This window comes from Roseovarius salis, from assembly GCF_044472985.1.
Lineage (GTDB): Bacteria > Pseudomonadota > Alphaproteobacteria > Rhodobacterales > Rhodobacteraceae > Roseovarius > Roseovarius salis.
In genome coordinates, this window is record NZ_JBISDG010000034.1 from 12,213 (window position 1) to 32,957 (window position 20,745).

The window sequence follows — 20,745 nt, forward strand, 5'->3', positions numbered from 1 at the left end:
CGGATGCTCAACGACGACGACCGTATCTTCACCAATCTCTACGGCATGCATGACCGGTCTCTCAAGGGCGCTCGGGCGCGTGGCCACTGGGACGGCACGGCGCAATTCATCCAGAAGGGGCGAGACTGGATCGTTGAGCAGGTGAAGGCAAGCGGCCTGCGCGGCCGCGGTGGCGCGGGGTTCCCGACCGGGCTGAAATGGTCCTTCATGCCCAAGGAAAGCGATGGTCGGCCGGCGTATCTGGTGGTCAACGCCGACGAGTCCGAGCCGGGAACCTGCAAGGACCGCGAGATCATGCGGCACGATCCGCACACCCTGATCGAAGGCTGCCTGATCGCCAGCTTCGGCATGGGGGCGCATGTCTGCTACGTCTACATCCGGGGGGAATACATCCGCGAGCGCGAGGCGCTGCAGGCGGCGATCGACGAGGCCTACGAGGCCGGTCTGGTCGGCCGCAACGCCTGCGGATCGGGCTGGGATTTCGACATCTACCTCGTGCATGGCGCGGGCGCCTACATCTGTGGCGAGGAAACCGCGCTGCTGGAAAGCCTCGAGGGCAAGAAGGGCATGCCGCGGATGAAGCCGCCCTTCCCGGCCGGTGCGGGGGTCTATGGCTGCCCCACGACCGTGAATAACGTGGAATCGATCGCCGTTGTGCCAACCATTCTGCGTCGTGGCCCGGAGTGGTTCGCAGGCTTCGGCCGGCCCAACAACACCGGCACCAAGATCTACGCGATCTCGGGGCACGTGAACAATCCCTGCGTGGTAGAAGACGCCATGTCGATCCCCTTCGAGGAACTGATCGACAAGCACTGCGGCGGCGTGCGCGGCGGCTGGAAGAACCTCAAGGCGGTGATCCCGGGGGGATCGTCGGTGCCCTGCGTGCGTGGCGAGGCCATGAAGGACGCGGTCATGGATTTCGACGCGCTGCGCGACGTGGGGTCGTCGCTCGGGACGGCCGCTGTGATCGTGATGGACCAGTCAACCGACATCATCAAGGCGATCTGGCGGCTGTCGAAGTTCTACAAGCACGAAAGCTGCGGCCAGTGCACGCCCTGCCGCGAGGGCAGCGGCTGGATGATGCGGGTCATGGACCGGCTGGTACGCGGCGAGGCCGAGATCGAGGAGATCGACATGCTCTACGACGTCTCCAAGCAGGTCGAGGGTCACACGATCTGTGCCTTGGGCGATGCCGCCGCATGGCCGATCCAGGGCCTCATCCGCAATTTCCGTGACGAGATCGAGGACCGGATCAAGGCGCAGAAGAGCGGGCGCATGAGCGCCGTTGCGGCAGAGTAGCGTCCCCGTGCGGACGGTGCGCGGCACATATCCCGCCCCGGCACGAGAGGGGGCGGCATGATACGGAAATATGCCTTCGGCGGCGATGACGTCGCCGCCGATATCCGCGAGAAGTACGGGTATGATGGCGATCTGGCCGAGATATACGCCACCAACCGGGACTACGAGGTGCACAAGTGGCACCACTATATCCCGCTTTATGACAGGTATTTCGCCAAGTACCGCGACACGCCCGTTCGTTTCCTCGAGATCGGGGTGGCCAAGGGCGGCAGCCTGCAGATGTGGCGGCGCTTCCTTGGCGACAGGGCGGTGCTCTACGGCGTCGACGTGCGCAAGAGCTGCGCGCGGTTCGACGGGCTGTTCGGCCAGGTCAGGATCGGGTCGCAGGATGACCCGGAGTTCCTCTCGCGGGTGGTCGAGGAGATGGGGGGCGTCGACGTGGTGCTCGATGACGGCAGTCATCGCATGAGCCACATAGAGGCGTCCTTGCGCGCGCTCTATCCCTGCCTGTCCGAGGGTGGCACTTACATGATCGAGGATCTTCACGCCGCCTACTGGAAAGGGCACGAGGGCGGCTTCGATGTGCCCGAAAATTTCTTCAACACCGTTCGGGGGATCATCGATGACATGCACCGCCGTTATCACCGCCGCAAGCTGCAGGTACCGGCGCTGGACGGGGCGGTGAGCGGACTCCACGTGCACGATTCCATCGTGGTGATCGAGAAGGGCCGGATGCCCGAGCCCACGCATTCGAGGCTGGCCTGAGGAGCATCCATGACAGGCCGTCCCGAACATCATCCGGCCGAGCGCGAGGCGCGTACGGGCTGTTTCGTGGTCCCGCAGGCGCGGCGCGGCGCAGTGGCCGACAGGTCGGCGGGTTTCGTGTCGATCATGGTTTTGGCGCGCGCGCCGGGCGCGGACGCTTCGCGGAGCGGCCTGTGTGATGTGCCGCGGGGCGTCGCGCAACGCCCGGACGGACAAGCAGTTGAAACGCATGGAAACTTCGTGTTCAAGCCGCCCCGCGCGCGCAGAGTGGGGCCGCGCGGTATACCCGGCGCGCCGCTCCTGGTGACCCGGTGGCGGCCCCAAGCGCACCGGCTTGGGCGCGACGAGGCGCTTGAAAGACCGTCGCATTTGCGCGACGAGGGGACCAGCGACCATGCTGTCGGCCGGTCGTATCCGCGCGCGGGACGCCCGTGGCGCGAACACGCAGGCAAGGGAGATGCTGCGCAATGAAATCGTGGATGGTGATAGCGGCGGCCTTGATACCCGCCATGGCGGCGGCCGAAACGGTCCAGTCGGAGAGCCTCGAGGCAGAGATGACGCGTCGGCCGGTGGCGATGACCTCCGACAGCGGAAAGGCGATCAAGGGCGAACAGGTCTATGTCACCATGCGCCGCCGCGACGGCCAGCCGATCGGGACGGACGATCTTGAAACCTACGTCCCCTTTGCCGAGCGCGCGGCCTGCAAGGGCCGCGGCGTCATGGTGTCGCTGATCGTCGGCGCGTCCGACGGTGCCGGGCGGTACGAAGTGCTTTGCGCCGGGCAGTGACGGGCCGAAGCGAAGGGAGCGCGCCATGTACGGGGTGGCAGAGTATGGACATGCGTTGATCGCGTTGGCGGGTTTGGCGGCGGTCCAGCTGGTGCTGGGTCCCGTATCGGCGGTGCGAAAGACTCGCGCGGGCCTCGCCCCCGGGGCCGAACCGCCTGCCGATTATGCCGACCCCGCCTATCGTTGGCATCGTGCCCATGGTAACCTTGCAGAGTCCATGGGGCCGTTCGTTGCGGCGACGGCCGCGGCGATGCTGGCGGGGGCGCCCGCGTTCTGGGTGAACGTGTTCGCGTCGCTTTTCCTGCTGGTCCGGCTGGCGCTGGTCGCGGTGCATGTCGCCGGGGTCGGAAAGCCGGACATGAGCGTGCGCTCCTTCACGTATGCCGGGGGCTGGTTGATGTGCCTTTGCCTGGCCTATCTTGCGGTCAAAACGGTGGTTCTGGGTGGTTGAGATGCTGACATATCGCGGGGCGGCGGCGCGCCTTTTCGGGGTGGCTGTGCTGGTGGCAGGGCTTGCGGCTGCGGGCTGCACGAGGAAAGAGCAGCGCGTCTATTTCGATGGCAATTACTATCCGACCAAGGCGCGCGCCGCGGACCGTTCGGACCGGCAGTCCTTCACGCTGTCCGTGCGGCGGGCCGACCAGGGGCTGGCCGGGGCGCGCGCGGCCGGTCGTCACGGCGGCAAGAAATACTGCCTGACACATTACGGGACCTCCGAGATCGAGTGGACCGTCGGGCCGGACGCCCCGGCAGAGGCGCTCGGGGCGGGCAGCGGCCGGCTGTCGATGAGCGGCAGGTGCATCCTTTGGTGATGGAAATGTCCATATCGGGGCCGCGCGGCGCGTGTTATTGCATATCGCACGCGACGTGTTCCTTTTACGCAGCCAAGGGCGGTGCCGTGGCCGTGCGGCCCATGGCTGCTGCGAAAGGAGATCACCGATGAACCGAATGACGCCCGTTGCCCTTGCCCTCGCGCTTGCCATGTCGGCCGGTGCCGCCGGCGCCAGCGCGCAATCCGGCCTTTCCGGCGAGCGCGAGATCAACCAGGGTCTGTTCGTGCTGGCGGTCGCCGACAAGATCCGGCGCGCCTGCGACGGGATTTCGGCGCGGTTCTTCCGTGCGCATGGGTACACCAATGACCTCAAGGAAATGGCGCGCGCGCGCGGCTATAGCCGCGAGGAAGTTGAGGATTACCTTAATGACGAGACCGAAAAGGCCAAGATGCGCGCCCGGCGCAACGCCTATTTCGAAGCCAACGGGGCCAGCAATCTGGATCCCGAGAGTCTGTGCACCCTCGGACGGGCAGAGATCGCCCGGAACAGCCAGATCGGCCATTTACTGAGAGCAAAGTGAGAACCGATGTCCGACCTTCGCAAAATCATCATCGACGACACCGAGATCGAAGTCGAAGGGGCGATGACCCTGATCCAGGCCTGCGAGCAGGCGGGGATCGAGATTCCCCGCTTCTGCTATCACGAACGTCTGTCGATCGCGGGTAACTGCCGGATGTGTCTTGTCGAGGTGGTAGGCGGCCCGCCCAAGCCTGCCGCCTCCTGCGCCATGCAGGTCAAGGACCTGCGCCCGGGGCCGGAGGGGCAGCCGCCGCAGGTGCGCACCAACAGCCCGATGGTCAAGAAGGCACGCGAGGGTGTGATGGAGTTCCTGCTCATCAATCACCCGCTGGATTGCCCGATCTGCGACCAGGGCGGCGAGTGCGACCTTCAGGACCAGGCGATGGCCTACGGGGTGGATTTCAGCCGCTACCGCGAGCCCAAACGCGCGGTGGACGACCTCGACCTCGGGCCTCTGGTGGAAACCCACATGACGCGATGCATCTCGTGCACGCGCTGCGTGCGTTTCACGACCGAGGTGGCCGGCATTTACACGATGGGCCAGACCGGCCGCGGCGAGGACGCCGAGATCACCGCCTATCTGGGCGAGACGCTGGATACGAACCTGCAGGGCAACATCGTCGATTTGTGCCCCGTCGGTGCGCTGACCAACAAGCCCTATGCCTTCAACGCGCGGCCTTGGGAACTCAGCAAGACCGAGACGATCGACGTGATGGACGCGCTGTGCAGCAACATCCGCATTGACACCAAGGGGCGCGAGGTGATGCGGGTCCTGCCGCGTAACCATGACGGCGTCAACGAGGAGTGGATTTCCGACAAGACGCGCCACGTGGTGGACGGCCTTCGACGCCAGCGTCTGGACCGCCCCTATATCCGCGAGAACGGGCGACTGCGTCCCGCCGGATGGGACGAGGCCCTGGCCACGGCCGCCGAGGCGATCAAGGGCGCCAAGACCCTCGCCGGGCTGGTGGGTGACCTCGCCCCGGTCGAGGCCGCCTTCGCGCTGCGCCAGCTGGTCGAGGGCGCAGGCGGCCGGGTGGAATGCCGCACTGACGGCGCGCATCTGCCCGCCGGGAACCGCTCTGCATATGTGGGTAATGCGCGCATTGAGGACATCGATACCGCCAAGACGATCTACCTTGTCGGGACCGATCCCGTCGTCGAGGCGCCCGTTCTTAACGCCCGCATCCGCAAGGCTTGGCTGAGGGGGGCGGAGGTCACGCATATCGGCCAGCCGGCCGCGCTGACCTATGACGCCACGCAGATGGGGGCGCGGAACAAGTTCCTTGCCCGGGCCGTGGCCGCTGCCGAGCCGGCGGAAAACGCCATCGTCATCGTCGGGCAGGGCGCCTTGATGGGCGAGAATGGCCCGGGCGTGCTGAGCCACGCCATGCAGCTGACCGAGAAGCTGGACGGCCGGATGCTGGTGTTGCACACCGCGGCGGGGCGCGTGGGCGCGATGGATGCCGGCTGCACGACCGAGGGCGGGATGAACGCGGCGCTGGACGGTGCCGATGTCGTCTACAATCTTGGCGCCGACGAGATCGAGATCGCGCGCGACGAGTCCGGCGGGCCGTTCGTCATTTACCAGGGCAGCCACGGCGACCGCGGCGCACACCGCGCCGACGTCATCCTGCCGGGCGCGGCCTATCCCGAGGAGCAGGGGTTGTTCGTCAATACCGAGGGGCGTCCGCAGCTTGCGCTGCGCGCGGGCCATCCGCCGGGCGAGGCCAAGGAAAACTGGGCCATCCTGCGCGCCCTGTCGGGAGAGATCGGCGCGACACTGCCCTATGACAGCCTGCCCCAGCTCCGTCAGGCGCTGGTTGCGCAGGTGCCGCATCTGGCGCAGATCGACCGGGTGCCTGACAATGGCTGGACCCCCGTGGAGGCGGCCGAACTCGGCGCCGGTCAGCTTCAGGCGGCGATCACGGATTTTTACCTGACGAATCCGATCGCCCGCGCCAGCAGCCTGATGGCGGAGCTTTCCGCCAACGCGAAGGCGCGCCGCACCGAGGCGGTGGCCGCGGAGTGATGCGGGCGGGGGTGCAGATCATCCTGCCGGGGGCGCTGCTGGCCACTGGTCTGGCGGGGTGCGCCGCCTCAGAGGCCGGCCAGACGGCCCGTTTCGCCCCCGATTATCGCGGGATCGAGACGCATTTGCTGGATAACGACCTTGTCAGTTTCCGGGTGGAAATGACGGGCGCGCGCGATGCCGCCGACGTGGAACGCTACGCCGAGTGCGCGGCGGCGCAGTACACGCTGATCCGCGGTTTCGGATTCGCGCGCCATGTCCGCACGAAAGTGGCCGAAGAGGGTGGCATCTGGCGCGCAGATGCGGTTTATACCATCTCGCCGGCGCTGCCCGATGGCATCCGCAAGATCGACGCCGAGGTCGTCGCCGCCGATTGTGCGGAAAACGGAATACCGATGGTGTGAGGAGCTGATGGCTGAATTCTTTACAACCCCCCTCGGGATCGCCCTGCTGATCGTGGCGCAGTGCCTCGCCGTGGTGGGCTTCGTCATGGTCTCGCTGCTTTTCCTCGTCTACGGGGACCGCAAGGTGTGGGCGGCCGTGCAGATGCGGCGCGGGCCCAACGTGGTGGGCACCTTCGGCCTGTTGCAGACGATCGCGGACGCGCTGAAATACATCGTCAAGGAGGTCGTCGTCCCCGCCGGCGCGGACAAGACGGTGTTCATCATGGCGCCGCTCACGAGCTTCGTGCTGGCGGTGCTGGCCTGGGCGGTGATCCCGCTGAACGAAGGCTGGGTTCTCAGCGACATAAACGTGGCGATCCTTTTCGTCTTTGCGGTCTCCTCGCTGGAGGTCTACGGCGTGATCATGGGCGGATGGGCGTCGAACTCCAAGTATCCGTTCCTCGGATCGCTCCGGTCGGCGGCGCAGATGATCTCCTACGAGGTTTCGATCGGGCTCATCATCGTGGGGGTCATCATTTCCACCGGCTCGATGAACTTCGGCAATATCGTGGCGGCACAGGACACCGCCTATGGCTTCTTCGGCTGGTACTGGCTGCCGCACCTGCCGATGGTGTTCCTGTTCTTCATCTCGGCCCTGGCCGAGACGAACCGCCCCCCCTTCGACCTGCCCGAGGCCGAGTCGGAACTGGTGGCCGGCTACCAGGTCGAGTATTCCTCGACGCCCTTCCTGCTGTTCATGGCCGGTGAATACATCGCCATGTTCCTGATGTGCGCGCTGACATCCCTGCTGTTCTTCGGCGGCTGGTTGTCACCCATTCCCGGCCTGCCCGACGGCGTTGCCTGGATGGTGGCCAAGATGGCGTTCTTCTTCTTCATCTTTGCCATGGTGAAGGCCATTACCCCGCGCTACCGCTACGACCAGTTGATGCGCATCGGCTGGAAGGTGTTCCTGCCGATGTCGCTGGCATGGGTCGTGGTGGTGTCGTTCCTGGCGAAATTCGAGGTGCTGGGCGGGTTCTGGGCCCGCTGGGCGATTGGAGGCTGACAGATGACGCAGATCGATTACGGACGCGCCGCGAGCTACTTCCTGCTCAAGGACGTGATCAAGGGCTTCGCGCTTGGCTTCAAGTACTTCTTCGCGCCGAAAGCCACGGTGAACTACCCGCACGAGAAGGGTCCGCTTTCGCCGCGGTTCCGCGGGGAACACGCGCTGCGCCGCTATCCCAACGGAGAGGAGCGCTGCATCGCCTGCAAGCTGTGCGAGGCGATCTGCCCCGCGCAGGCGATCACCATCGACGCCGAGCCGCGTGATGACGGCTCGCGCCGGACCACGCGCTACGACATCGACATGACCAAGTGCATCTATTGCGGCTTCTGCGAGGAAGCCTGCCCGGTCGATGCGATCGTCGAAGGCCCGAATTTCGAGTTCGCGGCCGAGACGCGCGAGGAACTCTACTACGACAAGGCCAAGCTGCTGGAGAACGGCGAGCGGTGGGAGGCCGAGATCGCGCGCAATCTCGAACTGGACGCCCCCTACAGATGAACGATACGCGCAATCCCTTCGAGGTCATGATGGCCCAGGCACAGGAGATGGCCAAGGCCATGAACCCTGCGCTAGAGAGCTTCTCGCCCAAGGGATTCGAGAAACTATGGCCCACCGTGCCCAAGGAGTTCATGGAAATGTCCTTTGGCAGGGGGTTGAACAAGGAAGGCCTCGATGCCAAGACGCGCCTGCTGCTGACGCTGGCGGGGCTGACCATGCTGGGGGCGCAGAGCGACACGCAGATCCGGATGACGGTGCGCCACGCGCTGGAGGCCGGGGCGACCGAGGACGAGATTGCCGAGACGATCGCGCAGATGTCGTTTTTCGCCGGCATCCCGTCCATGACCCGCGCGATGCAATTCGCCCGCGAGGTGCTGGACGAGGACAAGGAAGGGGACTGAACCAGATGACCATTGCCGCGTTTTCCTTCTATCTCTTCGCCATATCCTGCCTCGCAGGGGGGCTTTTCACCGTCATCAGCCGGAACCCTGTGCATTCGGTGCTCTGGTTGATCCTCTCCTTCATCTCCGCTGCGGGGCTTTTCGTGCTGCTCGGGGCCGAGTTCCTGGCGATGCTGCTGCTCATCGTCTACGTTGGCGCCGTCGCGGTGCTGTTCCTGTTCGTGGTGATGATGCTGGATGTCGACTTCGCCGAGCTCAAGGCGGAGATGGCCCGCTACATGCCGCTGGCCCTGCTGATCGGGGTGATCCTGCTGATGCAGTTCGGCATCGCCTTCGGCAACTGGCAACTGGCCGAAGGGGCGGAGGCCGCGCGCGCCGCACCGAAGCCTGAAGGCGTGGAAAACACTGCCTCTCTCGGCCTCATCCTCTATGACAAGTATTTCCTGCTCTTCCAGCTTTCCGGCCTGATCCTGCTGGTCGCCATGATCGGGGCGATCGTGCTGACCCTGCGCCACCGGCAGGATGTGAAGCGGCAGAACATCCTTGCCCAGATGTACCGCGACCCGGCCAAGGCGATGGAACTGAAGGACGTCAAACCCGGGCAGGGGCTCTGACCCCGGCCCGCACCAAGGCACAACCGGCAAAAAAGACCGAGAACCGAGGGACGACATGATAGGACTGGAACATTACCTGACGGTGGCGGCGGCCTTGTTCGTCATCGGTATCTTCGGGCTCTTCCTGAACCGGAAGAACGTCATCATCCTGCTGATGTCGATCGAGCTCATGCTGCTTTCGGTCAACATCAACCTCGTCACGTTTTCCGCCCATCTCAGCGATCTGGTGGGGCAGGTGTTCACCCTGTTCGTGCTGACCGTGGCCGCCGCAGAGGCCGCCATCGGCCTTGCGATCCTCGTGTGCTTCTTCCGCAACCGCGGCACGATCGCGGTCGAAGACATCAACGTGATGAAAGGCTGAGGCGATGGAAACGATCATCCTTTTCGCCCCGCTCGTGGGTGCCATCATCGCGGGGTTCGGCTGGCGGATCATCGGTGACGCGGCCGCGCAGTGGGTCACCACCGGGCTGCTGTTCCTGTCCTGCCTGCTCAGCTGGATCGTCTTTCTCGGCCATGACGGCGAAACCCATTACATCCACGTGCTCGACTGGATCCGGTCCGGCACGCTGGACACCGCCTGGGCCATCCGGCTGGACCGGCTGACGGCCATCATGCTGATCGTGGTGACGACCGTCTCGGCGCTCGTGCACCTTTATTCCATGGGCTACATGGCCCATGACGACAACTTCGACGAGGAGAAGGAAAGCTACCGCCCGCGGTTCTTTGCCTACCTGTCGTTCTTCACCTTCGCGATGCTGATGCTGGTGACGGCCGACAACCTTGCGCAGATGTTCTTTGGCTGGGAGGGCGTGGGCCTCGCTTCCTATCTGCTGATCGGTTTCTATTATCGCAAGCCGTCGGCCAATGCCGCCGCGATCAAGGCCTTTGTCGTCAACCGGGTCGGTGATTTCGGTTTCGCGCTCGGTATCTTCGCCCTGTTCTTCCTGACCGACTCCATCCAGTTCGACGCGGTGTTCGCCGCGGCGCCCGAGCTGGCGGAAACGCAGCTGACCTTCCTCTGGGGTGAGTGGAACGCGGCGAACCTCGTCGCGGTGTTGCTGTTCATCGGCGCCATGGGCAAATCCGCCCAGTTCATCCTGCACACATGGCTGCCCGACGCAATGGAGGGCCCCACGCCGGTGTCGGCCCTGATCCACGCGGCCACCATGGTGACGGCGGGCGTGTTCCTTGTCTGCCGCATGTCGCCGGTGTTCGAATACGCGCCCGAGGCCAAGATGTTCGTGGTCTACATCGGGGCAATCACCGCGTTTTTCGCCGCGACCGTGGGGCTGGTGCAGAACGACATCAAGCGCGTGATCGCCTATTCGACCTGTTCGCAGCTTGGCTACATGTTCGTGGCCGCGGGGGTGGGTGTCTATTCGGTGGCGATGTTCCACCTGCTGACGCATGCCTTTTTCAAGGCGATGCTGTTTCTGGGGGCCGGCAGCGTCATCCACGGCATGCATCACGAGCAGGACATGCGTAATTACGGCGGGCTGCGGCACAAGATGCCGATGACCTTCTGGGCGATGCTGATCGGCACGCTGGCCATCACCGGGGTGGGCATCCCGCTGACGACGATCGGCTTTGCCGGTTTCCTCAGCAAGGACGCCATCATCGAGAGCGCCTATGCCGGCACACAGGGCGGGTTCGCCTTCTGGGCGCTGGTCATCGCGGCGCTGTTCACCAGTTTCTACAGCTGGCGGCTGATGTTCCTGACCTTCTGGGGCAAGCCGCGCGGCGACAAGCACACCCACGAGCACGCCCATGAGAGCCCGCGCGTCATGCTTGTGCCGCTCGGGGTGCTGGCCGTCGGTGCCGTGCTGTCGGGGATGGTGTGGTACAACAGCTTCTTCGGTCATACCGACACGGTGGCCAAGTTCTACGGCGTCCCCTACGAGGAGGCCGGCGCCCATGGCGACGCGGGCGAACACGGCGAGGACGCCGCGCACGCCGCAGAAGGGGCCGCTGACAAGGCCGCCGGGGCCAAGGAAAAGCACCACTACGTCTTTGCCGGCGCCCCCGGCGAGGGCGCGATATACGCGGCCCCTGGCAACGACGTTCTGAACGAGGCCCATGCTGTGCCAAAATGGGTCAAGGTGAGCCCCTTCATCGCGATGTTGCTGGGGCTCGGCGTGGCGTTCTGGTTCTACATCGTCAACCCTGCCATGCCGCGCCTCGTGGCCGAGAACCAGCGCCCGCTTTACCTGTTCCTTCTCAACAAGTGGTATATCGACGAGATATACGACTTCCTGCTGGTCACGCCGGCCAAGCGGCTGGCGCGGCTCTTGTGGCGCGGAGGGGATCTCGGGATCATCGATGGGTTCCTCAACGGCGTGGCCATGGGGGTGGTGCCCTTCTTCACCCGTCTCGCGGGGCGGGCCCAGTCGGGCTATATATTCACATACGCCTTCGCCATGGTGATCGGTATCGCCGTGCTGGTGACCTGGATGACTTTCACCGGGGGGGCTGAATAATGGACAACCTGCTTTCCATCACCACCTTCATCCCGGCGGTGGCCGCGGCGATCCTGGCGATCTTCCTGCGCGGAGAGGACGAGGCGGCGCAGCGCAACGCGAAGTGGGTGGCGCTCATTGCCACGACCCTGACCTTTCTCGTGTCGCTGTTCATCCTGTTCGGGTTCGATCCCGACGACACCGGCTTTCAGTTCGTGGAAGAGCGCGCGTGGCTTCTGGGGCTCAAGTACAAGATGGGCGTCGACGGGATCAGCGTGCTCTTCGTCATGCTCACCACCTTCATCATGCCGCTCACCATCGCCGCGTCGTGGAACGTGACCACGCGGGTCAAGGAGTACATGATCGCGTTCCTCGTGCTGGAAACGCTGATGCTGGGCGTGTTCATGGCGCTCGACCTGGTGCTGTTCTACCTGTTCTTCGAGGCCGGCCTGATCCCGATGTTCCTGATCATCGGCATCTGGGGCGGGAAGGAACGCATCTATGCCGCCTTCAAGTTCTTCCTCTACACCTTCTTCGGGTCCGTGCTGATGCTGGTGGCCATGGTGGCGATGTTCGCCGAGGCGGGCACCACGGACATCCCCACGCTGATGGCGCATGAATTCGCCTATGACAGCTTCTCGTTGCTCGGCGTCCAGATCGTCGGCGGCATGCAGACGCTGATGTTCATCGCCTTCTTCGCATCATTCGCGGTGAAGATGCCGATGTGGCCCGTGCACACCTGGCTGCCCGATGCCCACGTGCAGGCGCCCACGGCCGGATCCGTCGTGCTGGCGGCGATCCTGCTGAAAATGGGCGGCTACGGCTTCCTGCGCTTCAGCCTGCCGATGTTCCCGGTGGGGGCCGAGGTCATGACGCCGCTGGTGCTGTGGATGTCGGCGATTGCGATTGTCTATACCTCGCTGGTGGCGCTGGCGCAGGAGGACATGAAGAAGCTCATCGCCTATTCGTCCGTCGCGCACATGGGGTACGTGACCATGGGCATTTTTGCCGCCAACCAGCAGGGCATCGACGGCGCGATCTTCCAGATGATCAGCCACGGCTTCATCTCGGGCGCGCTGTTCCTGATCGTGGGGGTGATCTATGACCGGATGCACACCCGCGAGATCGACGCCTATGGCGGGCTGGTGAACCGCATGCCGGCCTATGCGCTGGTCTTCATGCTCTTCACCATGGCCAATGTCGGCCTGCCGGGCACGTCCGGCTTCGTCGGCGAGTTCCTCACGCTCATGGGCATCTTCCAGGTCAACACCTGGGTGGCCGCCGTGGCGACCACCGGCGTTATCCTCAGCGCGGCTTACGCCCTGTGGCTCTATCGCCGGGTGGTTCTCGGCGAACTCATCCGCGAAAGCCTGAAGTCGATCACGGACATGACGCGCCGCGAACGCGCGATCTTCGCGCCGCTGGTGGTGATGACGCTCCTGCTGGGGGTCTATCCCAGCCTCGTGACGGATATCATCGGCCCCTCTGTCGAGGCGCTGATCGGCAACTACGAAACGGCCCTGGCCGAGGCGGATGCCGCCTCCGACCTGGCGCAGGTGGCGGAATAACGGAGGCCCATGATGCAGGCTGATCTGAGTGTAATCCTGCCGGAGATCGTGATCTCGGTCTACGCGATGGCGGCGCTTCTGCTGGCCGCCTATACCGGCAAGGACAAGATGGCGGGCATGCTGACATGGCTGACCGCCGCGCTGCTGACCGTGATGGCCCTCTGGATCGGGATCACGGGCGAAGGCAGCCGGACGGCCTTTGGCGGGATGTTCAACGATGACGGCTTTGCCCGGTTCGCCAAGGTGGCCACGCTTCTGTCTGCCGCAGCGGTGATGGTGATGGGCCAGGAATACATGGCGCGCCGCAACATCCTGCGTTTCGAGTATCCGCTGCTGATCGCGCTGGCATCCGTGGGCATGATGATGATGGTCAGCGCGGGCGACCTGATGGCGCTCTACATGGGGCTCGAGCTGCAGTCGCTGGCGCTCTACGTCGTCGCCTCGCTGCGCCGCGACAGCGCGAAATCGACCGAGGCGGGGTTGAAGTACTTCGTGCTCGGGGCGTTGAGCTCGGGCCTGCTGCTCTACGGCGCCTCGCTCACCTACGGCTACGCGGGCACGACGCTGTTCTCGGGCATCATCGAGGCGGCCGAGGGCCGCGCGCCCCTGGGCCTGCTGCTTGGGCTTGTGTTCGTGCTGTCGGGGCTGGCCTTCAAGGTGTCCGCCGTGCCCTTCCACATGTGGACGCCGGATGTCTACGAGGGGGCGCCGACGCCGATTACCGCGTTCTTCGCGACCGCGCCCAAGATGGCGGCCATGGGGCTTTTTGCGCGCGTGGTCCACGACGCCTTTGGCGGGGTCGTGGGCGACTGGCAGCAGGTCATCGCCGTGCTGTCGCTGCTGTCGATGTTCCTCGGGGCCGTGGCGGCGATCGGGCAAACCGACATCAAGCGGCTGATGGCTTACTCCTCGATCGCGCATATGGGCTACGCGCTGATGGGGCTGGCCGCGGGCACCGCCTTCGGCGTGCAGGCCATGCTGATCTACATGGCGATCTACATCACCATGAATGTGGGCACCTTCGCCTTCATCCTCAGCATGGAACGCGACGGCCAGCCGGTGACCGAGATCGCCAGCCTGAACATGTACTCCAAGTCCCATCCCGGCCGCGCCATGGCGATGCTGATCCTGTTGTTCAGCCTTGCGGGTGTGCCGCCGTTGCTGGGGTTCTTCGGCAAGCTCTACGTGCTGCGCGCGGCGTATGAGGGCGGTCTGGTCTGGCTGGCCGTGGCCGGGGTGCTCGCCAGCGTGATCGGCGCGTTCTACTACCTGCGCATCGTCTATTACATGTATTTCGGCGAAGAGGGCGAGGCGCTGGAAACCGGGCGATCGCCGGTGCAGTGGGGGTTCCTTATGGCCTCGGCCGCGATCATGCTGTTGGGTATCGTCAACATGTTCGGCGTCGAGGGCATGGCGCAGGCGGCGGCCGCAACCCTTGTCAATTGACCGTGCCGCGCCACGCCCTGCCGGGATGAGCCCGGCCGACCGGGCACCGGTCGCATGAGGATCGCCGCCAGCAGCGAGTGGCCCGAGGCCTATGGACGGCGCGTGCTGACGGAGGTGGACAGCACCAACGCCGAGGCCGCCCGCATCGCCGGCACGCTTTCGGGCCCGGAGTGGATACTCGGGCTGCGTCAGACGGCGGCGCGCGGGCGGCGCGGGCGAGCATGGGCCAACCCCGACGGCAACTTCGCCGCGACGCTGGTCCTGCAGCCGTCGGAGCCGCCGGAGCAGGTTGCGCTGCGGTCTTTCGTGGCGGCTCTAGCCCTGCTTGACGCCTTCGTCTCGGCCACCGGCCGGCCAGAGGGGTTCACCCTGAAATGGCCCAACGACGTGCTGCTCAACGGCGGCAAGCTGGCCGGGATCCTGCTGGAAAGCGCGGGGCAGGGTGGGCGGCTGTCGCCGCTGGCCATCGGGATAGGTGTCAACCTGATCCATGCCCCGGCGGCCGAGGATCTTGAGGAGGACGCCGTGCGTCCCGTGTCGCTGTTGTCGGAAACCGGGGCCCGTGTCACCCCCGGCGAGTTCCTCGACACGCTGGCGGCGGCGTATGCGCGGCAGGAGGCGCGGTTCACGACATACGGGTTCGCGCCCATCCGGGCGGCGTGGCTGGAGCGTGCGGCGAAACTCGGCGAGCGCATAACCGCGCGCACGGGCAAGCAAGAGTTCACCGGGACGTTCGAGACCGTGGACGAGGGCGGGAACCTCGTGCTCTTGACGCCGCAGGCGCGGCAGGTCATTCCCGCGGCCGAGATCTTCTTTTGAAACAGGGACGGGCGGGCCGATGCTCCTGGCGATCGACTGCGGCAATACCAATACTGTCTTCGCGATCTGGGACGGGTCCGAGTTCCTTTGCACGCTGAGAACCTCGACGCATCACGCGCGCACCGCGGATGCCTATTTCACGTGGTTCTCGACATTGGTGAAGCATTACGGGATCGACGCCGACATCACCGATGTTATCATCTCCTCGACCGTTCCGCGGGTGGTGTTCAACCTCCGTGTCTTCGCGGACCGCTTCTTTGGCTGCCGCCCGCTGGTCGTGGGCAAGCCCGATTGCGCGCTGCCGGTGCTCCCGCGGGTGGACGAGGGCACGCAGGTCGGGCCGGACCGGCTGGTGAACACGGCCGGCGCCTATGACCGTCACGGCGGTGATCTGATCGTGGTGGATTTCGGCACCGCCACCACGTTCGACGTGGTGGCCCATGACGGCGCCTATGTGGGCGGGGTGATCGCGCCGGGCGTGAACCTTTCGCTCGAGGCGCTTCATAGCGCTGCGGCGGCGCTGCCGCATATAGACGTGACGAAGCCGCAAAAGGTGATCGGAACCAACACGGTGGACTGCATGCAGTCGGGCGTGTTCTGGGGATATGTAGGGCTGGTGAACGGGATAACCGAGCGGATCCGGGCCGAGTACGATCGGCCGATGCGCGTCATCGGGACAGGGGGGCTTGCGCCGCTCTTCGCGCAGGGCGATCTGCTCTTCGACGTGATCGAGGATGACCTGACGATGCACGGGCTGACCGTGATCCATGCGCACAACAAGAAAGGCTGAGGCATGAGCAAGGAAAGGTTGATCTATCTCCCGCTCGGCGGGGCGGGCGAAGTGGGCATGAATGCCTATGTCTACGGCGTCGGTGCGCCGGGCAAGGAGCGGCTGATCCTCGTGGATCTGGGCGTCACCTTTCCCGATATGGACAGCACGCCGGGTGTCGACCTGATCTTTCCCGATATCTCCTGGCTGGCCGAGCGACGCGACCGGCTGGAGGCGGTGTTCGTCACCCATGCGCACGAGGACCACGTGGGTGCGGTGGCGCAGTTCTACGACCAGCTTGGCGCGCCCGTTTACGCCCGTGCCTTCACGTCCAATATCGCGCGCGGCAAGATGGCCGAACGTGGCCAGCCCGAAAAGGCCGTGCGCACGGCGGAGGCTTGGCCCGAAACGGTGGAGGCCGGCCCGTTCACCGTGGGCTTCGTGCCGATCTCGCACTCGATCCCGGAAAGCTCGGGACTGGTGATCGACACGCCGCTTGGCCGCGTGGTGCATTCGGCCGACTACAAGATGGATACGGACCCGGTGGTTGGCGAGCCTTTCGACGAGGACCTCTGGGCCTCGCTTGCCGAGCCCGGCGTGGTCGCGCTGACCTGCGATTCCACGAATGTCTTCAGCCCGCACCCGGGCCGCTCGGAAAGCAGCCTCGGCCCCGAGATAGAGAGCCTGATCGCCCGGTCGAAGGGAATGTTCGTGGCCACGACCTTTGCCAGCAACATCGCGCGGGTCAAGACACTGGCAGAGTCCGCGCAACGCTGCGGCAGGTCGGTCTGCCTGATGGGGCGGGCCATGCGCCGGATGATCGAGGCCGCGGTGGAAACCGGTGTGCTGACGGATTTCCCGCGCACCGTCAGCCCCGAGGATGCCCGCGGCATCCCCCGCGAGAACCTGATGCTGATCGTCACCGGCAGCCAGGGCGAACGGCGCGCGGCAAGCGCGCAGCTGGCGCAGGGAAAGTATAACGGCCTCGAGATGAAGGACGGCGATACTTTCCTCTTCTCGTCCAAGACGATTCCCGGCAACGAACGGGGCGTGATCCGGATCATGAACCAGTTCAGCGAGATGGGCGTCGACGTGGTGGACGATTCGGGCGGTTTGTATCACGTTTCGGGCCATGCCAACCGCCCCGACCTCGAGCGGTTGCACCGGCTGATCAAGCCGCGCGTCCTGATCCCGATGCATGGCGAGCATCGCCACCTGCGCGAACACGCCAAGCTGGCGCGTGCCGGCGGTTTCGAAGCGGTGCTGGCCCCCAACGGCACGATGGTCGAGCTGTCGGCCGAGCCCGCGCGTGTGACAGAGCATGTCGAAACCGGGCGCGTCTACCTTGACGGGCAGGTGAAGATCGGCGCGCTGGACGGGATCGTGCGTGACCGCATCCGCATGGCGCTGAACGGGCATGTGCTGGTCAATGTCATCCTCGACGAGGAGGACGCGCCGCTTGGGGAGCCGTGGTGCGAGATCCGGGGCCTGCCCGAGGAGGGCAGCAGCCGCGCGCCGCTGGTGGAGGTGTTGGAGGAGGATCTCGGCCAGTTCATCGGCCGGGCGGGCAGGAAGACGTTGGCCGACGACGGCAAGCTGGAAGAGGGGCTGAAACGGGTCGCCCGCCAGACCGGGCTGTCGGAAATCGGCAAGAAACCCGAGGTGACGGTGATTATCAGCCGATTGAGCGAGTGAGGGCGCACCGCCGCGATGTGCGACAGCGCGGGCGGTCACGTGATCGCGTCACCGGTTGCCGCTGGCGCGGGGTGACCTGACATCGCCCTCGCGCGTCCGGAGCCCCCTGGGGGACGAGGCAAGATCCTCAGCTTGCGCGGCGTTCGTCGAAGCTCTTGGCGATGAAGTTGGGCAGATGATCGCCCATGCCGACAACCTTGTTGTCGTCGTCTTTCTTGCCACGCTTGCCACCGCCCGATTTCGGCCCGGGCTTGTCGCCCTTCCCCGTGTCCTCGCGGGTCTGGGCGGGGGCATCGGAATCCGCCTTTTGCGTCTTTGCGGTGTTCGCGTCCTTGGGCTTGTCGGATTTCCGGCGCGCGCGGGCTTTCCTGGGCTTCTCCGTGGTCTCCGTCTCCTCGGACGGCGCTTCGGGCGCGCTGCCAAGCGGGCTCTCCATGCGCGGGATCTCTTTTTCCAGCAGCTTCTCGACGGCGTCGAGCGCCTTATCGTCACGGCTGCCGCAGATGGTGATCGCCTTGCCCTCGCGGCCCGCGCGGCCGGTGCGGCCGATGCGGTGCACGTAGTCCTCGGCATGGCCGGGCACGTCGAAATTGAACACGTGGCTCACATCGGGGATGTCGAGGCCGCGCGCGGCCACGTCTGAGGCCACAAGCAGCTTCAGCTCGCCCGCGCGGAACGAATCGAGCGTCCGGGTGCGCTGGCTCTGATCTAGGTCGCCGTGGATGGGCGCGGCATCGTATCCGTATTTCTTCAGCGACTTCGCGAGAATGTCCACGTCCGACTTGCGGTTGCAGAAAATGATCGCGTTGCGGAACCTGTCGCCTTCGGCGTCGATCAGGGCCCGCAGCAGCTTGCGTTTCTCGCTGTCGGCGCGGTCGCGGCGGGACGGCTTGAACATCGCGACGGCCTGTTCGATCGTCTCCGACGCCGTGGCCTGCCGGGCGACCTCGATCCGCTCGGGCGCCTGCAGGAAAGTATTGGTGATGCGCTCGATCTCCGGCGCCATGGTGGCCGAGAAGAACAGCGTCTGCCGCGTGAACGGGGTCAGGCCGAAGATGCGCTCGATATCGGGGATGAAGCCCATGTCGAGCATCCTGTCGGCCTCGTCCACCACCATGATCTTGACGTCGGACAGGATCAGCTTGCCCCGTTCGAAATGGTCGAGCAGGCGGCCCGGCGTTGCGATCAGGACATCCACGCCCTTGTCGATGATGGCGTCCTGCTCCTTGAAGCTGACCCCGCCGATCAGCAGCGCGCGGGTCAGCTTGAGATACTTGGAATAGGTGTCGAAGTTCTCGGCCACCTGCGCGGCGAGTTCCCGGGTGGGGCACAGCACCAGACTGCGCGGCATCCGGGCGCGCGCCCGTCCGCGGGCCAGCAGAGACAGCATCGGCAGGGTGAAGCCGGCCGTCTTGCCGGTACCGGTCTGCGCGATGCCAAGGACGTCACGGCCCTCGAGCGCGGGGGGGATTGCCCCAGCCTGAATGGGGGTGGGGGTTTCGTAGCCCGCCTCCTCGACGGCCTTGAGAACCTTCGGGTTGAGCTTCAGATCGGAAAACTTGGTCATATGTGTCCATGGTTCGCGGACACGCCTTGGCCCGCCGTATCGTCTTTCGGGGAAATCGGATTCGACCGGCGCCGGCCGGTACATCCCCCACATGTGGTCCCGCGTGTAGCGAATCAATGGGGGGCGGGTCAATCCGCCGATGGGCCGGACCCCGGATATCGTTCGCATTTGCTGCAAAGGTGGCTCGCGGGATACAATCAGGCGGCATCCCCGAAGTGTTTCCGCCGCTTTGCGTCCAGATCGAGGCGCACGGCGTGCAGGTGTCCATACGCGTCAAGCCGCCTGCGCAGCTCCGGCGTGGCGGTGCATACCTCGCGGTAGAAGGCGGCAAGCGCCTCTTCGCCGCCCTCGTGCTCCAGCATCGCGAAGAGCTGGTTCATGGTCAGGGCGATACCGTCGGGCATCGGCGCCGCACGCAGCCCCGCGCGATAGCTGCCCCTTGCCATGCGGAAGCGGAAGGTTTCCAGCCAGTGCTCCCAGCTGTGCGCGTGCAGATGCACCAGCCGCGTCGCGTCCAGCCGTGCCGGGGCGGGGTCCTGCACGCGGTCGAAGAAGGCATTGTGGATGCGCAGCGAAACCTTGTCGAGCCCGGCGCGCACGAAAACCTTGCCGGCCACGTGGCTGAGGAAGCCGCCGTTCAGATGTTCGCCAAAGGTGGGGTAGATCGCGTTGGTCTGGGTCCGGCGCGGCCCTTGGTGGCGGGCGTGGCCCTTGCACCATGTCACCCCGCCGGGCGGGGGATCGTCGGGGTCGGGCGCCAGCGCCTCGACGGGGTGCACGCGGGCGCTGCGCATGTCCGGCGGCAGGGCAGCCAGCTGCTCGGGCAGGGGGTGCGCGGGCCACAGGAACTCGTCCACGTCGATATGCGCCAGCCAGTCCACCCCGGGGCCGCGGGTGTAGCAATGCGTGGCGTTCGCCGTCTGGCGCGGCTGGTGCATTTCCGGGCGGTCCTTTCCGCGGCGCTGCCAATAGGCGTCATCGGTCACGGTGACGCGGCACTTGGGGTGCGCCTTGAGGGCGGCGCGGGCCTGCGGGTTGTCCGCGTCGAGATACACATGCACCCGGTGCGCGCCGAGTTCGAGGTGATATGCTGCGAAGTTCAAGGTGTCGCGGGCGGGCGCCTTGACGGTCGCGACGACGCCCCATGTGGGAAGGCTGTTCATGGCGCGACAATGCGGCGGGCGGGCGGCGCGTGCAAGGGCCCTCGACCGCGCGCATGGCGCCGCC

General features: G+C 65.5%; 21 protein-coding genes. 19 read left to right on the forward strand and 2 right to left on the reverse strand.

Going from position 1 to position 20,745, the window contains the following annotated elements; genetic code table 11:
• The first annotated feature begins 3 nt into the window (after positions 1 to 3).
• The 19 genes from nuoF (at position 4) to ACH13J_RS13840 (ending at position 17,951) form a co-directional block, all read left to right on the forward strand.
• Entirely contained in the window at positions 4 to 1,299 is a 1,296-nt protein-coding gene (nuoF, locus tag ACH13J_RS13750) for an NADH-quinone oxidoreductase subunit NuoF (protein ID WP_397543916.1), read from the forward strand.
• A 57-nt stretch (positions 1,300 to 1,356) separates the two neighbouring features.
• The gene (locus tag ACH13J_RS13755; RefSeq protein WP_397543917.1) at positions 1,357 to 2,064 is read left to right on the forward strand and encodes a class I SAM-dependent methyltransferase; all 708 of its coding nucleotides are present in this window, start codon (positions 1,357 to 1,359) and stop codon (positions 2,062 to 2,064) included.
• A 467-nt stretch (positions 2,065 to 2,531) separates the two neighbouring features.
• Positions 2,532 to 2,852, forward strand: a complete 321-nt coding sequence (locus tag ACH13J_RS13760; RefSeq protein WP_397543918.1) for a hypothetical protein — start codon at positions 2,532 to 2,534, stop codon at positions 2,850 to 2,852.
• A gap of 25 nt (positions 2,853 to 2,877) precedes the next feature.
• On the forward strand, positions 2,878 to 3,303 hold the full coding sequence (locus tag ACH13J_RS13765; RefSeq protein ID WP_397543919.1) for an MAPEG family protein: 426 nt from the start codon (positions 2,878 to 2,880) through the stop codon (positions 3,301 to 3,303).
• Between the two features lies 1 nt (position 3,304).
• On the forward strand, positions 3,305 to 3,664 hold the full coding sequence (locus tag ACH13J_RS13770; protein ID WP_397543920.1) for a hypothetical protein: 360 nt from the start codon (positions 3,305 to 3,307) through the stop codon (positions 3,662 to 3,664).
• 127 nt (positions 3,665 to 3,791) lie between these two features.
• A complete protein-coding gene (locus tag ACH13J_RS13775) occupies positions 3,792 to 4,205 on the forward strand; it encodes a DUF5333 domain-containing protein (protein ID WP_397543921.1) in 414 nt (137 codons plus the stop codon).
• A 6-nt stretch (positions 4,206 to 4,211) separates the two neighbouring features.
• On the forward strand, positions 4,212 to 6,236 hold the full coding sequence (gene nuoG / locus ACH13J_RS13780) for an NADH-quinone oxidoreductase subunit NuoG (RefSeq protein ID WP_397543922.1): 2,025 nt from the start codon (positions 4,212 to 4,214) through the stop codon (positions 6,234 to 6,236).
• Positions 6,236 to 6,640, forward strand: coding sequence for a hypothetical protein (locus tag ACH13J_RS13785; RefSeq protein WP_397543940.1), 405 nt, complete (start codon positions 6,236 to 6,238; stop codon positions 6,638 to 6,640). Before nuoG ends, ACH13J_RS13785 begins: the two co-directional genes overlap by 1 nt.
• Before the next feature lie 7 nt (positions 6,641 to 6,647).
• Complete coding sequence (gene nuoH / locus ACH13J_RS13790) at positions 6,648 to 7,685, forward strand: NADH-quinone oxidoreductase subunit NuoH (RefSeq protein ID WP_397543923.1); 1,038 nt, start codon at positions 6,648 to 6,650, stop codon at positions 7,683 to 7,685.
• 3 nt (positions 7,686 to 7,688) lie between these two features.
• Complete coding sequence (gene nuoI / locus ACH13J_RS13795) at positions 7,689 to 8,183, forward strand: NADH-quinone oxidoreductase subunit NuoI (protein WP_397543924.1); 495 nt, start codon at positions 7,689 to 7,691, stop codon at positions 8,181 to 8,183.
• Positions 8,180 to 8,584 (forward strand): carboxymuconolactone decarboxylase family protein, encoded by a 405-nt coding sequence (locus ACH13J_RS13800; RefSeq protein WP_397543925.1) that lies wholly within the window; start codon positions 8,180 to 8,182, stop codon positions 8,582 to 8,584. Before nuoI ends, ACH13J_RS13800 begins: the two co-directional genes overlap by 4 nt.
• Positions 8,585 to 8,589: 5 nt before the next feature.
• Positions 8,590 to 9,198: an NADH-quinone oxidoreductase subunit J gene (locus ACH13J_RS13805; protein WP_397543926.1), complete on the forward strand. Its 609-nt coding sequence runs from the start codon at positions 8,590 to 8,592 to the stop codon at positions 9,196 to 9,198.
• A 55-nt stretch (positions 9,199 to 9,253) separates the two neighbouring features.
• Positions 9,254 to 9,559 (forward strand): NADH-quinone oxidoreductase subunit NuoK, encoded by a 306-nt coding sequence (gene nuoK / locus ACH13J_RS13810; RefSeq protein ID WP_397543927.1) that lies wholly within the window; start codon positions 9,254 to 9,256, stop codon positions 9,557 to 9,559.
• Positions 9,560 to 9,563: 4 nt separating this feature from the next.
• Entirely contained in the window at positions 9,564 to 11,675 is a 2,112-nt protein-coding gene (nuoL, locus tag ACH13J_RS13815; RefSeq protein ID WP_397543928.1) for an NADH-quinone oxidoreductase subunit L, read from the forward strand.
• Positions 11,675 to 13,222, forward strand: a complete 1,548-nt coding sequence (locus ACH13J_RS13820; RefSeq protein WP_397543929.1) for an NADH-quinone oxidoreductase subunit M — start codon at positions 11,675 to 11,677, stop codon at positions 13,220 to 13,222. Before nuoL ends, ACH13J_RS13820 begins: the two co-directional genes overlap by 1 nt.
• Before the next feature lie 9 nt (positions 13,223 to 13,231).
• Positions 13,232 to 14,668, forward strand: a complete 1,437-nt coding sequence (gene nuoN / locus ACH13J_RS13825) for an NADH-quinone oxidoreductase subunit NuoN (RefSeq protein ID WP_397543930.1) — start codon at positions 13,232 to 13,234, stop codon at positions 14,666 to 14,668.
• A gap of 54 nt (positions 14,669 to 14,722) precedes the next feature.
• The gene (locus ACH13J_RS13830) at positions 14,723 to 15,487 is read left to right on the forward strand and encodes a biotin--[acetyl-CoA-carboxylase] ligase (protein ID WP_397543931.1); all 765 of its coding nucleotides are present in this window, start codon (positions 14,723 to 14,725) and stop codon (positions 15,485 to 15,487) included.
• Positions 15,488 to 15,506: 19 nt separating this feature from the next.
• Positions 15,507 to 16,277: a type III pantothenate kinase gene (locus ACH13J_RS13835; RefSeq protein WP_397543932.1), complete on the forward strand. Its 771-nt coding sequence runs from the start codon at positions 15,507 to 15,509 to the stop codon at positions 16,275 to 16,277.
• 3 nt (positions 16,278 to 16,280) lie between these two features.
• Positions 16,281 to 17,951 (forward strand): MBL fold metallo-hydrolase, encoded by a 1,671-nt coding sequence (locus ACH13J_RS13840; protein ID WP_397543933.1) that lies wholly within the window; start codon positions 16,281 to 16,283, stop codon positions 17,949 to 17,951.
• 127 nt (positions 17,952 to 18,078) lie between these two features.
• Here the strand turns inward: ACH13J_RS13840 and ACH13J_RS13845 are convergent, their stop codons facing one another.
• Entirely contained in the window at positions 18,079 to 19,518 is a 1,440-nt protein-coding gene (locus ACH13J_RS13845) for a DEAD/DEAH box helicase (RefSeq protein WP_397543934.1), read from the reverse strand.
• Between the two features lie 197 nt (positions 19,519 to 19,715).
• The gene (locus ACH13J_RS13850) at positions 19,716 to 20,681 is read right to left on the reverse strand and encodes a glycosyltransferase family 2 protein (RefSeq protein ID WP_397543935.1); all 966 of its coding nucleotides are present in this window, start codon (positions 20,679 to 20,681) and stop codon (positions 19,716 to 19,718) included.
• Positions 20,682 to 20,745: the final 64 nt, after the last annotated feature.

Excerpts from the sequence above, each read along its gene's own strand:
- nuoF (WP_397543916.1), top strand. The coding sequence starts at position 4 with ATGCTCAACGACGACGACCGTATCTTCACCAATCTCTACGGCATGCAT.
- ACH13J_RS13755 (WP_397543917.1), top strand. The coding sequence starts at position 1,357 with ATGATACGGAAATATGCCTTCGGCGGCGATGACGTCGCCGCCGATATC.
- ACH13J_RS13760 (WP_397543918.1), top strand. The coding sequence starts at position 2,532 with ATGAAATCGTGGATGGTGATAGCGGCGGCCTTGATACCCGCCATGGCG.
- ACH13J_RS13765 (WP_397543919.1), top strand. The coding sequence starts at position 2,878 with ATGTACGGGGTGGCAGAGTATGGACATGCGTTGATCGCGTTGGCGGGT.
- ACH13J_RS13770 (WP_397543920.1), top strand. The coding sequence starts at position 3,305 with ATGCTGACATATCGCGGGGCGGCGGCGCGCCTTTTCGGGGTGGCTGTG.
- ACH13J_RS13775 (WP_397543921.1), top strand. The coding sequence starts at position 3,792 with ATGAACCGAATGACGCCCGTTGCCCTTGCCCTCGCGCTTGCCATGTCG.
- nuoG (WP_397543922.1), top strand. The coding sequence starts at position 4,212 with ATGTCCGACCTTCGCAAAATCATCATCGACGACACCGAGATCGAAGTC.
- ACH13J_RS13785 (WP_397543940.1), top strand. The coding sequence starts at position 6,236 with ATGCGGGCGGGGGTGCAGATCATCCTGCCGGGGGCGCTGCTGGCCACT.
- nuoH (WP_397543923.1), top strand. The coding sequence starts at position 6,648 with ATGGCTGAATTCTTTACAACCCCCCTCGGGATCGCCCTGCTGATCGTG.
- nuoI (WP_397543924.1), top strand. The coding sequence starts at position 7,689 with ATGACGCAGATCGATTACGGACGCGCCGCGAGCTACTTCCTGCTCAAG.
- ACH13J_RS13800 (WP_397543925.1), top strand. The coding sequence starts at position 8,180 with ATGAACGATACGCGCAATCCCTTCGAGGTCATGATGGCCCAGGCACAG.
- ACH13J_RS13805 (WP_397543926.1), top strand. The coding sequence starts at position 8,590 with ATGACCATTGCCGCGTTTTCCTTCTATCTCTTCGCCATATCCTGCCTC.
- nuoK (WP_397543927.1), top strand. The coding sequence starts at position 9,254 with ATGATAGGACTGGAACATTACCTGACGGTGGCGGCGGCCTTGTTCGTC.
- nuoL (WP_397543928.1), top strand. The coding sequence starts at position 9,564 with ATGGAAACGATCATCCTTTTCGCCCCGCTCGTGGGTGCCATCATCGCG.
- ACH13J_RS13820 (WP_397543929.1), top strand. The coding sequence starts at position 11,675 with ATGGACAACCTGCTTTCCATCACCACCTTCATCCCGGCGGTGGCCGCG.
- nuoN (WP_397543930.1), top strand. The coding sequence starts at position 13,232 with ATGATGCAGGCTGATCTGAGTGTAATCCTGCCGGAGATCGTGATCTCG.
- ACH13J_RS13830 (WP_397543931.1), top strand. The coding sequence starts at position 14,723 with ATGAGGATCGCCGCCAGCAGCGAGTGGCCCGAGGCCTATGGACGGCGC.
- ACH13J_RS13835 (WP_397543932.1), top strand. The coding sequence starts at position 15,507 with ATGCTCCTGGCGATCGACTGCGGCAATACCAATACTGTCTTCGCGATC.
- ACH13J_RS13840 (WP_397543933.1), top strand. The coding sequence starts at position 16,281 with ATGAGCAAGGAAAGGTTGATCTATCTCCCGCTCGGCGGGGCGGGCGAA.
- ACH13J_RS13845 (WP_397543934.1), bottom strand. The coding sequence starts at position 19,518 with ATGACCAAGTTTTCCGATCTGAAGCTCAACCCGAAGGTTCTCAAGGCC.
- ACH13J_RS13850 (WP_397543935.1), bottom strand. The coding sequence starts at position 20,681 with ATGAACAGCCTTCCCACATGGGGCGTCGTCGCGACCGTCAAGGCGCCC.